15 protein-coding genes, 1 tRNA gene, 1 other RNA gene and 1 pseudogene are annotated in these 14,280 nt (G+C 48.6%); 15 read left to right on the top strand and 3 right to left on the bottom strand.

The genetic code is table 11. The features are described 5' to 3' along the window. Positions 1-4: 4 nt before the first annotated feature. Both C504_RS0106180 and C504_RS0106175 read right to left on the bottom strand, forming a co-directional pair. Positions 5-820 (bottom strand): hypothetical protein, encoded by an 816-nt coding sequence (locus tag C504_RS0106180; RefSeq protein ID WP_018688447.1) that lies wholly within the window; start codon positions 818-820, stop codon positions 5-7. Positions 821-987: 167 nt separating this feature from the next. Then, positions 988-1,062 (bottom strand) — tRNA-Thr (locus C504_RS0106175). A 131-nt stretch (positions 1,063-1,193) separates the two neighbouring features. Here C504_RS0106175 and C504_RS17310 point away from each other — a divergent pair. The 10 genes from C504_RS17310 (at position 1,194) to rnpB (ending at position 8,090) form a co-directional block, all read left to right on the top strand. Then, positions 1,194-1,376: a hypothetical protein gene (locus C504_RS17310; RefSeq protein ID WP_018688445.1), complete on the top strand. Its 183-nt coding sequence runs from the start codon at positions 1,194-1,196 to the stop codon at positions 1,374-1,376. 174 nt (positions 1,377-1,550) lie between these two features. Beyond that, entirely contained in the window at positions 1,551-2,840 is a 1,290-nt protein-coding gene (murA, locus tag C504_RS0106160; protein ID WP_018688444.1) for a UDP-N-acetylglucosamine 1-carboxyvinyltransferase, read from the top strand. 98 nt (positions 2,841-2,938) lie between these two features. Further along, positions 2,939-3,376, top strand: coding sequence for a DUF2948 family protein (locus C504_RS0106155; RefSeq protein ID WP_018688443.1), 438 nt, complete (start codon positions 2,939-2,941; stop codon positions 3,374-3,376). Positions 3,377-3,396: 20 nt separating this feature from the next. Continuing rightward, positions 3,397-4,695, top strand: a complete 1,299-nt coding sequence (hisD, locus tag C504_RS0106150) for a histidinol dehydrogenase (RefSeq protein WP_018688442.1) — start codon at positions 3,397-3,399, stop codon at positions 4,693-4,695. Positions 4,696-4,710: 15 nt separating this feature from the next. Further along, positions 4,711-5,208 carry a UPF0262 family protein gene (locus C504_RS0106145; protein ID WP_018688441.1) on the top strand — a complete coding sequence of 166 codons (498 nt, stop codon included), beginning with the start codon at positions 4,711-4,713 and terminating at the stop codon, positions 5,206-5,208. A gap of 122 nt (positions 5,209-5,330) precedes the next feature. Beyond that, a complete protein-coding gene (gene infA / locus C504_RS0106135) occupies positions 5,331-5,549 on the top strand; it encodes a translation initiation factor IF-1 (protein ID WP_018688439.1) in 219 nt (72 codons plus the stop codon). A gap of 26 nt (positions 5,550-5,575) precedes the next feature. Beyond that, positions 5,576-6,205 carry a Maf-like protein gene (locus tag C504_RS0106130; protein ID WP_018688438.1) on the top strand — a complete coding sequence of 210 codons (630 nt, stop codon included), beginning with the start codon at positions 5,576-5,578 and terminating at the stop codon, positions 6,203-6,205. After that, complete coding sequence (yacG, locus tag C504_RS0106125; protein ID WP_018688437.1) at positions 6,205-6,417, top strand: DNA gyrase inhibitor YacG; 213 nt, start codon at positions 6,205-6,207, stop codon at positions 6,415-6,417. Before C504_RS0106130 ends, yacG begins: the two co-directional genes overlap by 1 nt. Positions 6,418-6,485: 68 nt before the next feature. Then, on the top strand, positions 6,486-7,634 hold the full coding sequence (locus C504_RS0106120) for a Gfo/Idh/MocA family protein (protein ID WP_018688436.1): 1,149 nt from the start codon (positions 6,486-6,488) through the stop codon (positions 7,632-7,634). A gap of 63 nt (positions 7,635-7,697) precedes the next feature. Further along, an RNA gene (gene rnpB, locus C504_RS18285) (RNase P RNA component class A) lies at positions 7,698-8,090 on the top strand. Between the two features lie 48 nt (positions 8,091-8,138). Here rnpB and C504_RS0106115 read toward each other — a convergent pair. Further along, complete coding sequence (locus C504_RS0106115) at positions 8,139-8,726, bottom strand: transglutaminase-like cysteine peptidase (protein ID WP_018688435.1); 588 nt, start codon at positions 8,724-8,726, stop codon at positions 8,139-8,141. Between the two features lie 478 nt (positions 8,727-9,204). On the opposite strand from C504_RS0106115, the gene mraZ reads away from it, so the two are divergent. From mraZ to C504_RS18925, 5 genes and pseudogenes are all read left to right on the top strand, one after another. Next, complete coding sequence (gene mraZ, locus C504_RS0106110; protein WP_026317269.1) at positions 9,205-9,660, top strand: division/cell wall cluster transcriptional repressor MraZ; 456 nt, start codon at positions 9,205-9,207, stop codon at positions 9,658-9,660. After that, positions 9,657-10,700: a 16S rRNA (cytosine(1402)-N(4))-methyltransferase RsmH gene (gene rsmH, locus C504_RS17305; protein WP_018688433.1), complete on the top strand. Its 1,044-nt coding sequence runs from the start codon at positions 9,657-9,659 to the stop codon at positions 10,698-10,700. Before mraZ ends, rsmH begins: the two co-directional genes overlap by 4 nt. A 1-nt stretch (position 10,701) precedes the next feature. Next, a complete protein-coding gene (gene ftsL, locus C504_RS0106100; protein ID WP_018688432.1) occupies positions 10,702-11,082 on the top strand; it encodes a cell division protein FtsL in 381 nt (126 codons plus the stop codon). Continuing rightward, positions 11,039-12,781 (top strand): peptidoglycan D,D-transpeptidase FtsI family protein, encoded by a 1,743-nt coding sequence (locus C504_RS0106095; protein WP_018688431.1) that lies wholly within the window; start codon positions 11,039-11,041, stop codon positions 12,779-12,781. The genes ftsL and C504_RS0106095 overlap by 44 nt, the downstream gene beginning before the upstream one ends. A 43-nt stretch (positions 12,782-12,824) precedes the next feature. Beyond that, a pseudogene (locus C504_RS18925) lies at positions 12,825-14,276 on the top strand (UDP-N-acetylmuramoyl-L-alanyl-D-glutamate--2,6-diaminopimelate ligase); the annotation flags it as partial. Positions 14,277-14,280: the final 4 nt, after the last annotated feature.

Raw genomic sequence — 14,280 nt, 5'->3', positions numbered from 1 at the left:
GGGCTTATTCAGACACAAGTGCTTTTTTGAAATGCTGAGCAACTAATGAGTTGAGTTGGAGAGGGGATAAATCGGCATGTTTGAAGAATAGTAGTCCGCTTTGCAAATACCGAATAAACGGATTGGTTTCGCCTTCTGATCTTAAAGGTAAGCCCAGTTCTGGATCAGCATATTCAGCCCAAATTTTTGTGAGGTTTTCTAAAAACCGCATCGTGGGTTCATCTGTTTTTCTGACCTTGGAGGCGTCTATCTCTTGAACGTGTAATCCGTCATTTGTATTCGTAATATAATGGCCAACCTCACGTGCAGCCGCAGACAGGATGAATTCTTCCAGAGCTAATTCATCTGCCATTTCTTGGAGCTGCTCAACTTGCTGCGTCTCGCTGTTTAGACGACGATTAATATCTGCCGATTGATCAGCTGCGCAATTTTTTAAAGTGTGTTCAGTTCGCGAGAGGCGCGCTTTTTTTGCGTTCAACGCCGCAGTTGTGGCTGCAAGCCCGTTTTGGATTTGCTGTAGATCATTTAAGAGTTCTTGAGTGACCTCAGGCTCTCGCTCATGCCGGCTTAATTCCATCCTTATCCAGCGATAAGCGATGGCTAACTCTTCGTCTGAGATATCTGAACCCAGCAAGCTACGTTTTCTTTTGATCTCCGTCAGCATCGAGGTCATATGGTAAATAACTTCAGATGGATTACCGAGAGGCTTCCAATTTAGAGCCTTAATTGTAGCAATCGTCTGTAATTCGTCATCTAGAGGCGCCCAGTTAAACAAGTCGCCGCTATCTATTACATTCGCAATATCTCCGATCTGTACCATTTCATCTCACTCAACTGCACATTACTCATATTTTTTTAAGTTAGCTTGTCACTTAGAAAAAAAGCAGTCTTGGGTTGGACTATGCACGAATTTTATTTTTGGGTAACAGCGGGGTAACAGAAAATATGATATTGGTAAAAGCTAATTGATTGAAATTACTTGAGAAATGGTGCTGCCGAAGAGATTCGAACTCTCGACCTCTCCCTTACCAAGGGAGTGCTCTACCCCTGAGCTACGGCAGCAGATGCGATGAAACTTAATTCGCGGGTGCGGGGCTAATGCCACAAGGCAAACCCCGTTGCAAGATGGTTTTCGGCTCTCATACACATCTGATCGGTGATGATGCAAAGAAAGACTTTTATTTGGCGCTGCTATGCCATATTTGAAGACTGATATGAGTGATCAAAAGAAAAAAGAAGACAAGGTCAAGCGATTGGCTGAACAATTGCGCGCTAATCTTACACGCCGCAAAAGCCAAGCGCGGGCGCGGCGGGCAGGCGAGGGTGATGCACGCCGTGATGGCATCAAAGCGGCAAAAACAGAAGATAAAGAATAGTTCTAAGCTTCATTTTGTCTTGCTAAAGTTTATCGGCTTTGCCTTTGACGCCATTATTGATCGTTAGTTTGCCTTGAACCAGCCCATTTGTTGGTCTAAAGCCACGCGCTAGTAAGATGTGGTTTTACGTTGGCCACGATAATTTATGGGGCCGCATTTTTGCGGGATTGATTTATGGACAGCATTCGAGTTGTTGGCGGTAATAAGCTGAACGGAATTATTCCGATTTCTGGCGCAAAAAATGCGGCATTGCCGTTGATGATCGCATCGTTGTTAACAGATGATACGCTCACATTGGAAAATGTGCCAGATCTTGCTGATGTTCAGCAATTGATACGCATATTGAGCAATCATGGTGTTGATTATGCTGTTACGGGCCGTCGCCGTGCTGAAGGGCAAAATTTTGCCCGTACTGTGCATTTCACGGCACGCAATATTGTCGATATTCGCGCACCTTATGAACTTGTTTCTAAAATGCGTGCCAGTTTCTGGGTTCTTGGCCCACTGCTTGCCCGTACAGGCGAGGCGATTGTTTCGCTTCCAGGTGGCTGCGCGATTGGTACGCGTCCTGTTGATCTGTTTTTGGAATCGCTCAGAGCGCTTGGCGCCGAGATTGAGGTGGAAAACGGTTATGCTCATGCAAAGGCGAAAAATGGTCTTACGGGCACGCATTACAAATTTCCCAAAGTATCTGTTGGTGCAACACATGTAATGCTTATGGCGGCATCGCTGGCTAAGGGCGATACGATAATTGAAAATGCGGCCTGTGAACCGGAAGTCGTGAACCTTGCTGATTGCTTGAATGCAATGGGCGCGAAAATTTCCGGCCAAGGCACAACAACGATTAAAATTCAGGGCGTTACGTCTTTGTCTGGCGCGCGTCATCGTGTCATTTCTGACCGGATTGAAACAGGCACCTATGCGATGGCTGTTGGTATGACTGGCGGTGATGTGCTGCTTGCGGGTGCCGATGGTTCACTTTTGGAGACAGCGCTTGAAACGCTGCGCCAAACGGGCATGGAAATCAGCCAAGAAGAAGGCGGTCTGCGTGTGCGCCGCAATGGCAATGGTTTGCGTCCTATAGATGTGAAAACCGAAGTGTTTCCGGGTTTTCCGACCGACCTTCAGGCCCAATATATGGGTTTGATGACAAAGGCGGACGGCGTTTCGCATATCACTGAGACGATTTTTGAAAATCGCTTCATGCATGTGGCCGAACTTGCGCGCCTTGGTGCGAATATTACGCTTTCTGGACAAACGGCGACTGTAACCGGTGTACCCATTTTGAAAGGTGCTCAGGTGATGGCGACGGATCTTCGTGCCTCATCGACCATGATTATTGCGGGTCTTGCAGCCGAAGGTGTAACGGAAGTTAGCCGTGTTTATCACCTAGATCGCGGTTTTGAGCGTTTGGAAGAAAAATTGCAGGCTTGTGGCGCTGAAGTTGAACGGATGTCTCACTAAAACCTGCTTGCGAGTATTACAGTTATGTGACTTTATGTTGCAATGCAGCATAACGCGTACTAGGTGTTGGTTTGGAATAATTACATAGAGGCTCGGAGATGGCCGATTTAAAACTGATAGCAATGGACGATGCGGACCTCGCGGTCATTTCTGCACATGTGCAGGATGCTGTCTGTAAGCCGGCTATGTTTGAATATACACCTGCTAGTCGCCAGTTTTCATTGGTGTTGAACCGCTTCTCTTGGGATGCGGCGAAAAATGAACGCAAGGACTCCTATCAACGTCATGGGTCTGTGCTGACATTTGCCGGTGTTAATGCGGTGCGTACGCGCGGCATTCAACGTGGCAGCGAAGAACAGGTGCTATCTTTGCTCGCGGTTCAGTTCAGTGCTGATAATGCTCCTGCTGGCACGATTGAGATTGTTTTTTCAGATGGCCCGATTCTTCAACTTGATGTTGAATGTATCGAAGTGCGCTTGAACGATCTTGGTTCTGCGTGGGAAACAAAATTCAAACCACGTCATCCTTTGGCATAATTTCACAATCGGAGTGCCTTGTGCCTATTTTTCTGAACGCCAATAGTGATGACTTCGAAGCACACTTCAAAACCTTTTTAGGTATGAAGCGCGAAGTTTCTGCTGATGTTGACGCAACCGTGCGCGCGATCATTGATGATGTGCGCGAAAATGGTGATGCGGCGCTTAAAAAATATACGCTGCAATTCGATAAGCTTGATTATGATAAAACGCCAATGCGTGTGTCACAACAAGAGCTTGAAGCTGCGCTTAAAGCGGTTGATGACGAAACGCTTGATGCGTTGACTTTAGCGCGCGACCGCATTCGTTCGCACCATGCGCGCCAATTGCCGAAAGACGATCTTTATACGGATCCGATTGGCGTTGAACTTGGTTCGCGCTGGACAGCGGTTGAAGCGGTGGGGCTTTATGTGCCCGGCGGTACGGCATCCTATCCAAGTTCTGTTTTAATGAATGCTGTTCCAGCTGTCGTTGCTGGTGTAGAGCGCATTGTCATGGTTGTGCCGTCGCTTGGCGGCGAACTGAACCCGCTGGTTCTTGCTGCTGCACATTTGGCTGGCGTTACCGAAGTTTACCGTGTTGGCGGTGCGCAGGCTATTGCAGCGCTTGCCTATGGCACAGATACAATTGAGCCTGTGGCGAAAGTTGTGGGGCCGGGTAATGCCTATGTGGCCGCAGCTAAACGGCAGGTGTTTGGCACAATCGGTATTGATATGATTGCCGGTCCGTCAGAAGTGCTTGTTGTTGCTGATAAAGACAATGATCCTGAGTGGGTGGCTGCTGATTTGTTGGCGCAAGCTGAACACGATAGCGGTGCCCAGTCTATTTTGATCACGGATGATGTAGCTTTTGGCGAAGCGGTGGTTGCTGCTGTTGAACGCCAGCTAAAAGCGCTTAGCCGTAGCGAGATTGCTGCAGCGAGCTGGCAGGATTTTGGTGCCATTATCAATGTAGATGATATTTATTCCAGCCAGACATTAAAGCTGATCAACCGGATTGCAGCAGAGCACCTAGAGCTTGCTTGTGACCGTGCCGACGAACTTGCCACGAAAGTGCGCAATGCTGGAGCCATTTTTATCGGGCGCCACACGCCAGAAGTGATTGGCGATTATGTTGGTGGTTCTAACCATGTTTTACCGACAGCTCGCTCGGCGCGCTTCTCATCTGGTTTAGGTGTCCTTGATTTTATGAAGCGGACGTCGCTGCTTAAGCTTGGGCCAGATCAATTGCGTGAACTTGGTCCTGCTGCTATTCGCTTGGCAAAAGCCGAGGGACTGGATGCGCATGGGCGCTCTGTCTCCATCAGATTAAATCTATAGAAAGCGCGGACACACATGTCTTCGGGTGAAATAGAATTTGGTGCCAATGATCGTCTGACCGACTTAACTTTCGGTCAGTCTATTGGTCGTTCTACGCCTGATGTTGAGCATGAACGCGCCGTTGCGATTTTCGATGTGTTAGAAAAAAACAATTTTCGCCCCGTTGGCGATGATGTTGTTGAAGGCCCGTATAAGCTGAAATTATCGGTCATCGATAATAAGCTGGTACTCGACATTACACTTGATGATGACAGCGAAGTTGCAACGCATATTTTGTCGCTTGGCCCGTTTCGCCGTATTGTGCGTGATTACTTTATGATTTGCGAAAGCTATTATGAAGCTATTAAAACGGCTTCAACAACGCAGATCGAGACTATTGATATGGCGCGGCGCGGGGTTCATAATGAAGGCTCTGAAACGCTGATGCAGCGCCTTGATGGCAAAGTGGCTGTTGATTTTGACACGGCGCGGCGTCTATTTACGCTTGTATGCGTTCTACACTGGAAGGGCTAACGGGGAACCGATTAGCCTTCTTGATCATTTTGTCTGTTCAAAGCGTGTTTCATGTTATAGATGAACGTGAAACAGGGGCAGATATGTCCAAACTGAAATATTTAGAAGGTGCTGATTAAAGCATGGCAAAAGAAGAACTTTTGGAATTTCCCGGCGTGGTGTCGGAATTGTTGCCGAACGCGACGTTTCGCGTGAAGCTTGAAAATGATCATGAGATCATTGCTCATACCGCTGGTAAAATGCGCAAAAACCGTATTCGTGTACTCACAGGCGATAAAGTGCTTGTTGAAATGACACCGTATGACCTGACTAAGGGTCGCATTACTTACCGCTTTAAATAAGCTTTTTTACTGGGCGAACGCACCGCATGAGTGTTTTTCAAAAACTTGTACTTGCCTCAGGTTCGCCCCGACGCGTCGAATTATTGGCGCAGGCCGGTATCGAACCGGATAGATTGCTGCCTGCGAATGTTGATGAAACACCGCAGCGCGCCGAACATCCACGTTCGTTGGCGCGCCGTCTTGCATATGATAAAGCGCACCGCACGCTGGAACTGATGCGTGAAGATGGCGAGACATTAGAAAATACTTATATTTTGGCCGCTGACACAGTGGTGTCGGTTAGCCGTAATATTTTGCCAAAAGCAGAATTGCTGGATGAAGCATCGCAATCGCTGCGGATGCTTTCTGGCCGTGCGCATAAAGTGCATACCGGCATTTGCCTGATTACGCCGAAGGGTAAATCGCGCTCAAATGTTGTTGAGACGAAAGTGCGCTTTAAACGTATTCCGCGCGATGAAATGGATGCCTATCTTGCATCCGGTGAGTGGCGCGGCAAAGCTGGCGGCTATGCGATACAAGGTTTGGCTGGCACATTTGTGGTCAAGCTGGTTGGTTCTTATAGCAATGTCGTTGGTCTGCCGCTTTATCAGACTACAAAGCTGCTCACAGACGAGGGCTTTAATGTGCATTTCAACTGGCTTAGCGGAACAAACTAATGTCTTCGAAAGTCGAGCCTCTACGCCCTAAAGTTAAATGTCCTGAATGTTCGCGCGATAGTGCACGCGACACGTATCCGTTTTGCTCAAAGCGCTGCAAAGATGTTGATCTTAACCGTTGGCTATCCGGCGCTTATGTCATTCCCGGTCCGCAATTGACGGATGAAGATGATTATGAGGCTGTGGATTTTAATCCAGAAGTGAAAGATTAAGCGGGCGCAGCTTGCTAACCGCATTTCAACGCTTTTCCTGTAGCGTTACCCAAAACAGGAATTTTTCAATGCGATTTGCTATTATCGGGACAGGCTTTGTTGCCGATTATTATATGAAAACGCTTAAAGCTACTGCGTCTTTGTCGCTGGCTGGTGTTTTTGACATTGATGAAAAACGTCTTGCGCAGTTTTGCGATTATTATTCGGTTGAATCATATGCGTCGCTTGATGCGGTTTTAAATGATGATGCTGTTGAGCTGGTTGTTGTGCTGACCACACCGGAAACGCATTATGAGATTGCTTCGGCTGCACTTGCTGCTGGCAAACATGTTTATTGCGAAAAACCATTGGCGATGGATATTGATGATGCACGCAAATTGGTGGCGCAGGCTGGGTCGGCAGGGCTTGTATTGGGCGGCGCACCGGCAAATGCTTATTGCGATGCTTATAAAGCGACCCAAAGCGCACTCCACGACAATAAAATTGGCAAACCAAAACTCGTCTATGCTGAAATGGAAGATGGGGCGGTTTTTCGTGAGCAATGGCAAGAATGGCGCAGCATAAGCGGTGCTGCATGGCCAGGTAAGCATGAGTTCGAGATCGGCTGCACGCTGGAACATGCAGGATATAGCCTGTCTTGGCTGATCGGCCTGTTTGGTTCCATCAAACGCATTACGGGTATGTCGGCGACTTTATTTATGGATAAGGGCGTTGATATTGCTGCTGGCGATATGGCGCCAGACTTTTCGACGGCTATTCTTGAATTTGAAAATGGTGTTGTTGCGCGGCTGACATGTGGTCTTTGCGCGCCCAAAGATCGCTCTCTAACCATTATGGGCGAGGATGGCACGCTTACTGTCGCGGACCTATGGGATGATGCATCCGATATCTTTCTTGAACGTAAGGATGAGCCTCTCTCATTCATGTTCAAGGTTTTCAGACGGCTGGAAGCTATGCGCGGGCGGTTTATGCAAATGAAACCCCATGCTGGAACACGGCTAAAATATGCGCATACTAAAAATGATAGATTGCCTGCTTATCCATCGCGCATAAATTTTGCTGCCGGCATTGATGCTGTTCGGCAGGCTGCGCAAGGCGAGGGGAAATCGCCGGATCAACTTAGCGGCGAAGCATTGCACATAACAGAGGCTGCTTTAGCGCTGAACCGTATTGCAGAACATGCTGGGCGTTATGATATGGTCTCAAGGCTGCTATAATAACAAAAGCTGCTTAATCTCGTGCTTGCGTCAAATTGGTCATGCGGTTACAGACCCATTGTGTCAGTTGGCCGGGCGGTCGCGCCGTATCAATGTCGAAAGACGTGCGGTGAGGAAAGTCCGGGCTCCACAGAGAACGGTGCCGGATAACGTCCGGCGAGGGTGACCTTAGGGAAAGTGCCACAGAAAGCAAACCGCCTTCAAGATGCTCGCATCATGGAGGTAAGGGTGAAAGGGTGCGGTAAGAGCGCACCGCATGATTGGTAACAATCATGGCAGGGTAAACCCCACCGGGAGCAAGACCGAATAGGGATGGCGTCAACTTTGTTGCGCGGCTCTTCGCGAGCCATCCGGGTAGGTTGCAAGAGGCGCATAGCAATATGCGTCCCAGATGAATGGTCGCCACGTGCTGATTTCAGCGCCATACAGAACCCGGCTTACAGGCCAACTGACACATTTTTACTTTATCAAATAGGCCCGTGAAACCTCGGGCCTATCTTATGATTATTGTAGGGCAGCCGTTTTGGTTTTGCCGCGGATTGTCAGCCAATTATTGGCATTGTTTGAGGCTTGCATACTCAAAAAGCGATAACGCACTTTGCTGACGGGCTGAACGCGGTTGCTCAAATTATCAAGCACGTAATCACCTTCATCCGTGCGTACAACCAGCACAATATGGGCTTGGCCGTTCGGCAGGCGAACTTTGGTTAAAGGTAATTGAGATGCTTTAAAGCCAGCTGCGATCATTCTTGAGCGCTTGAGAAGTGAATAATCCTCACAATCACCTTGGCTTATTGGAACTTCCCAATATTCATTTACACCGCGGCTATTGATATCCAGAATCGGCTTGATCTGCTTGTTGACAGCCGTATTGATACGGCGGATTTTTGCCCATCGGCTTTCAGTCATCTGTGCAGGCGCTACTGCGCGCTGAGATCCGCAATGGCGTCCACCGCGTTTGCAATATTCATAATGGCCAAAAGGTGTTTTTGATGCTCCACCTGTTTTTAGCCATGTTTTGGCAGATGCAGGTGCGCATGTGACCATGAGCGCGGCAAATGCTGCCGCAGCAATACGTATTTCAAACTTCAATTACTCAACCCCCACGTTAGTCCCCACCAACGACACCTAGAAAGCGTAACAGAAATGTGAGCGCATGCAATATTGTTATGGGAGATAATATAAATGGCGATTTTCGCCTCATGGTTAACCAATCATAAATGGATTTTGGGCAATTCTATTGATTCGTATGGGTGGTGATTGGTGTGCTTAAAACACGGCATTCCCGTTGACGCCCATGTTTGCCCATGTTACCCCATAAGGCAGCTTGATTTGCCCGGTTCTCAGTCATGCGCTTCTCAGTATTTGGTACGGTATTCGCCTTTGGCGGGTCACGCGCAAAGCAGCGCAATGTCCAAACTGAACGCTGTGATGCAAGGGTTTAGGCTATGTGTTGCAGGCGTTACCGATTTTGCAGGAATTCGTAATTGGTATCGATTGTGTGGGGAAAGTTGTTTGTCTGCGCTTTCATATGGAGCTTGCGGATATGCAAAAGGTGCAAGTGGAACTGATGGAGCGATTTCTTTCAAATGCAGTCAATCGGATCGATGCGAAGGGGCGTGTTTCTGTTCCTGCGCAGTTTCGCTCCGTTCTGCAATTGAAGGGTTTGAGCGATCTTTACGCTTTGCAATCAATCGATATGCCTGCCATCGACACGGGCGGCATGGACCTTCTGGAAAAATACGAAGAGAAAATAGCGCTCGACGATCCTTTTCTTCGCTCGTCCGACGATATGTCGATATTTTGTCACGGCGATGGGGCTTTTTTCAAAGTGGATGGGTCGGGCCGTCTGCAAGTAACGGATTTTATCCGCGAACATACGGGCATCAAGGATCACATCGCTTTTGTAGGCCGTGGACAGTTTTTTCAGATGTGGGATCCCGATCAGTTCGCAGATCATCGTGCACAGGTGCGCGCACGACTGTTGGAAAAGCGCAATCTGGATGCAGGGAAACAAGTGTCATGACCGGCGAAGCTGATATTCATAAAAGCGCAGAAGCGCCGCATATTCCCGTCATGCTGCCAGAAGTACTTGATGCGCTTGAGCCGTGCGAAGGCAAACACATCATTGATGGTACTTTTGGTGCCGGTGGTTATTCAAAAGCGATTATGGACCGCGGCGCGCGCGTGACCGGTTTTGATCAAGACCCCAATGCGATTGCAGATGCTGGCGCGATGGTGAGCGAACGGGCAGGGCAATTGTCGCTTATTCAAGCACCGTTTTCCTCAATGGATGAACATTTTGAGGCAGGATCGGTTGACGGTGTTGTTTTGGATATCGGTGTTTCATCGATGCAGTTTGATCAGGCCGAGCGTGGATTTTCGTTTCGATTTGATGGTCCGCTCGATATGCGTATGGCGCAATCGGGTATTAGTGCTGCCGATGTGGTCAATAAATTTGCAGTCAACGACCTCATTCGTATCATCGGGATTTTAGGCGAGGAGCGCCAAGCCAGCCGTATTGCCAAATCAATTGCTGATGTGCGTGGTGAGGTGCCTTTTGAAACAACCTTACAGCTTGCCAAACATATCGAAAAAGTAACGCCGCGAAAACATAGCGATAAAATTCATCCTGCAACGCGCACATTTCAGGGCTTGCGTATCTTTGTAAACGACGAGCTTAATGAGCTTGCCCATGCGCTATACGCAGCCGAAAAGGTTTTAGCCGTTGGTGGGAAGCTGGTTGTGGTCACTTTCCATTCGCTTGAAGATCGCATTGTGAAAAGATATTTTCAGGATCGCACGGGCAATGTTGGCGGTTCACGCTTCTTGCCTGCATCTGTTCCAGTACCCATGCTTTATTCAATTGATGGCAAAGCCATGTTGAGTGCAAGTGAAGCAGAGACGGCGGTTAATCCGCGCGCGCGATCTGCAAAGCTGCGTTATGGCACACGCACTGATGCAAGCCGCGACGATCTCGATTTCTCGATTTTCAAATTACCTAATTTGCCTTGGCCACGTTTTTCAGACGCTGCGCCTAACAATTCAACGCGACGGAGACGCTGACATGATGCGCTGGATAAATCTTTTGTTTCTGGGGCTGGTGATTGCGGCTGCAACGTGGACCTATCAGGTCAAGCACGAAGCCGAAGTAAAGCTGACTGAAATACGTGAGTTACAAAATAAGATTGCACTAGAGCGCGAAACGATTGAGCTTTTAAAGGCAGATTGGGCATTTTTGAGCCATCCTGCACGGCTTGAGAAACTTGCGAAACGTTATGAGCAAGAGCTAGGGCTGCAAGTCACGGAAGCAGATCAGATTATTTCTGCAGACGAATTGCCAGATGTGCCGGTCTTTGCGCCCGGTGATGACATTGGCGATCTCATCGCGGGTGAAGCAATCGATGATCTGCAAACAGGTTCTATTGAAGAAGGGCAAAGCAATTAAAATGCGGTTTCCTTTTTCCAAACCTTTACGGCGCTCACCTGATCAAGGCCATAAGCCTGCGCTCTCAGCGGCATCAAGCCGAAACCGTGTCGTCATTGCAATGGGATGTTTTATTGCTGTTTATGGCGTCATTGGTGGGCGGCTTATTCAATATGGTATGACTGACCTTGAGCAGGGGCGCAGCTACGGTTCGATTAACCGCAACATGGCTGCTCGGCCTGATTTGGTTGACCGCAATGGCGCAATCATGGCGTCTGATATTCGGGTTGCATCGCTGTATGGTGAACCGCGCCGTATCATTGATCCAGATGAAGCTGTTGAGGCGCTGACAAGCGTATTGCCAGATGTGGATTATAAGGAATGGCACCGAAAATTATCTTCGGGTGCTGGGTTTGTATGGCTGCGTCGTGAAATAACGCCTAAGCAACAAGCACAAGTTTTAGCGCTTGGTATTCCAGGTATCGGGTTTCGTAATGAAACGCGCCGTTTTTACCCCGGCGGCCCAAACGCTTCCCATATTCTTGGTCTCGTCGATATCGACAATGCAGGTATTTCTGGGATTGAAAAATATATCGATAACCAAGGTATCGGTGCATTGCAGGCTTTGGGTTTAGATGCTTCTGAAGAACTTGCACCGGTCAAATTGTCGATTGATGCAGGTGTTCAGCATATTTTGCGTGATGAACTTATGACCGCGATGGATAAGTACCAAGCCATTGCTGCTGGTGCTATTATTTTGAATGCAAAAACGGGCGAAGTGGTCGCCATGGCATCTGTGCCAGATTACGATCCGAACAATCCATTTAACGCTAATGATAAAGACCGGCTGAACCGAATGGCGGCGGGTACTTATGAAATGGGCTCAACGTTTAAAGCGTTTACAACCGCAATGGCGCTGGACAGCGGCAAGGTGAATTTGAATAGCCGTTTTGATGCGAGTAAACCGATCAAAATTGCGCGTTTTACGATCAATGACTTCCACGGCAAGAATCGAGTGCTGTCTGTACCGGAAGTTTTCATATATTCTTCTAACATTGGTACCGCAAAAATGGCCGATGTAGTTGGCATTGAAGGGCATCGTAATTTTTTGAAAAAGCTTGGCCTGCTGGACATGCTTAAAACTGAGCTGCCAGAGACTGCCCGTCCGCTTGAACCAAAAGAATGGAAAAAACTCAACTCGATCACGATTTCCTTTGGCCATGGTGTAACAACGACACCTTTGCAGACGGCAATGGCTGCTGCGGCTCTCGTTAATGGGGGCAAACTGATCAAGCCAACTTTCTTGCCGCGCACAAAAGAAGAAGCGAATGCGATGAGCGAACAGGTTATTTCAGCTAAGACAAGCGCTGAAATGCGCTATCTTTTCCGCTTGAATGTGGAGCAGGGCTCTGGCCGCAATGCCGAAGTTGATGGCTTCTATATGGGCGGTAAAACAGGCACAGCCGAAAAAGTTATCAATGGAAAATATTCCAGTAATGTCCGCTTTAATGCCTTCTTGGCAGCGTTCCCGATTGACGATCCTGAATATGTCGTTTTGACAATCGTTGATGAGCCTAAACCGGTGGAAGGCCAGTACAGTGCGACAGCTGGATTAAATGCGGCACCTATGGTTCAGAGCATAATTCGCCGTTCAGCTTCATTGCTTGGTATACAGCCTAAATTCCATAATGATCGCGAGGCCTTACAAGTGTCGTATTAAGCAGCGTATAAGCCGAGCTGATTCCACTGATTTCGAGACAAAAATGTTTTTAACCCAATTATCTCCTATACTTAATAATGCACTGGAACTGAAATCAGGCGCTGTTTTGCCTGAAATCGAGGCCAATGGGGTGAGCGCTGACTCACGAGAGATTTCTACGGGTGAAATTTTTGTTGCGCTGTCAGGTGTCAAAGCCAATGGCGCGCAGTTTGCTTTGGATGCGGTACAAAAAGGTGCTTTGATTGTCGTATGCGGCCCTAATGATGATTTGGGTGATATTGGTGTGCCCGTTCTACATGTGCCTGACCCGCACCGGACATTGGCGCTTTTAGCCGCTGCTTTTTATGGCCCGCAACCAGAAACAGTCGTTGCGGTTACAGGCACCGCTGGCAAAACGTCGGTTGCAGCTTTTGTGCGCCAAATTTATGCTTTTTCAGGATTGCAGGCTGCCAGTATTGGCACAACTGGCATTGAACGGCCGGGCGGTTCGATTGAAGGCTCGCTGACAACGCCTGATCCTGTCGTGTTGCACATTGAAATGCGTAATCTGGCTGCTGAGGCCGTGACCCATGTTGCGATGGAGGCATCCAGTCATGGCCTAACACAGCGCCGCCTTGACGGTGTGAAGCTGACCGCTGCCGGATTTACCAATCTTGGCCGCGATCACATGGATTACCATCCAACGGTTGAAGATTATTTGGCTGCTAAAATGCGCCTTTTTGATACTTTGATGGACCCTAAATCTCCGGCTGTTATTTTTGCAGATGATGCTTATTCAGAAAAAGCCATCAATGCTGCTACCAAGGCTGGCCTGTCGGTGATGACGGTTGGGCGCAAAGGCGACTATATTACGCTCAAGCGTGTGGAGCATGAACGGCACCGCCAAATCGCAGAACTTGCGCATGATGGTAAAATTTACCGTATTGAATTGCCGCTTGCAGGCGACTTCCAGATTGCCAATGCGCTGGTGGCTGCCGGACTTTGTATCGCAACGGGTGTTGATGCTGAAACTGCATTTAAAGCACTTGAGGTGTTGCAGGGTGCGCCGGGCCGGCTGGAACATGTTGGTACAACGAAAAATGGTGCGCTGGTCTATGTAGACTATGCACATAAGCCAGAGGCGCTTGAACAAGTGCTGCTATCTGTTCGCCCATTCACGACTGGCAAGGTTGCGGTGGTGTTTGGTTGCGGCGGTGACCGTGATACGGGCAAGCGCCCGATCATGGGTGAAATTGCCGTGCGGCTTGCTGATGTTGTTTATGTGACCGACGATAATCCGCGCACGGAAGATGCAGCGCTTATCCGCCGTGCCATTATGGATGTTGCAGATGGTGCGGTGGAAATTGGTGATCGCCGCGAAGCTATTCGCACAGCGATCTCAAATCTTGGCAAAGGTGATACGCTTGTTATCGCAGGCAAGGGCCATGAAACGGGCCAAACAATCAATGGTGTGAAGCATCCGTTTTCAGACCACGAAGAAGCGCGCAGTGCTATTGAGG

The sequence above is a fragment of the Ahrensia kielensis DSM 5890 genome, from assembly GCF_000374465.1.
Taxonomy (GTDB): domain Bacteria; phylum Pseudomonadota; class Alphaproteobacteria; order Rhizobiales; family Rhizobiaceae; genus Ahrensia; species Ahrensia kielensis.
The sequence above is the reverse complement of the archived record's forward strand: the minus strand, read 5'-3'. Positions and strand labels throughout refer to the sequence as shown.

Coding starts and splice junctions, on each gene's coding strand:
- rsmH (WP_018688433.1), top strand. CDS start 9,657: ATGACCGGCGAAGCTGATATTCATAAAAGCGCAGAAGCGCCGCATATT.
- infA (WP_018688439.1), top strand. CDS start 5,331: ATGGCAAAAGAAGAACTTTTGGAATTTCCCGGCGTGGTGTCGGAATTG.
- mraZ (WP_026317269.1), top strand. CDS start 9,205: ATGGAGCGATTTCTTTCAAATGCAGTCAATCGGATCGATGCGAAGGGG.
- C504_RS0106180 (WP_018688447.1), bottom strand. CDS start 820: ATGGTACAGATCGGAGATATTGCGAATGTAATAGATAGCGGCGACTTG.
- C504_RS0106120 (WP_018688436.1), top strand. CDS start 6,486: ATGCGATTTGCTATTATCGGGACAGGCTTTGTTGCCGATTATTATATG.
- C504_RS0106155 (WP_018688443.1), top strand. CDS start 2,939: ATGGCCGATTTAAAACTGATAGCAATGGACGATGCGGACCTCGCGGTC.
- ftsL (WP_018688432.1), top strand. CDS start 10,702: ATGATGCGCTGGATAAATCTTTTGTTTCTGGGGCTGGTGATTGCGGCT.
- murA (WP_018688444.1), top strand. CDS start 1,551: ATGGACAGCATTCGAGTTGTTGGCGGTAATAAGCTGAACGGAATTATT.
- C504_RS0106095 (WP_018688431.1), top strand. CDS start 11,039: ATGATCTGCAAACAGGTTCTATTGAAGAAGGGCAAAGCAATTAAAATG.
- C504_RS0106145 (WP_018688441.1), top strand. CDS start 4,711: ATGTCTTCGGGTGAAATAGAATTTGGTGCCAATGATCGTCTGACCGAC.
- yacG (WP_018688437.1), top strand. CDS start 6,205: ATGTCTTCGAAAGTCGAGCCTCTACGCCCTAAAGTTAAATGTCCTGAA.
- C504_RS0106130 (WP_018688438.1), top strand. CDS start 5,576: ATGAGTGTTTTTCAAAAACTTGTACTTGCCTCAGGTTCGCCCCGACGC.
- C504_RS17310 (WP_018688445.1), top strand. CDS start 1,194: ATGCCATATTTGAAGACTGATATGAGTGATCAAAAGAAAAAAGAAGAC.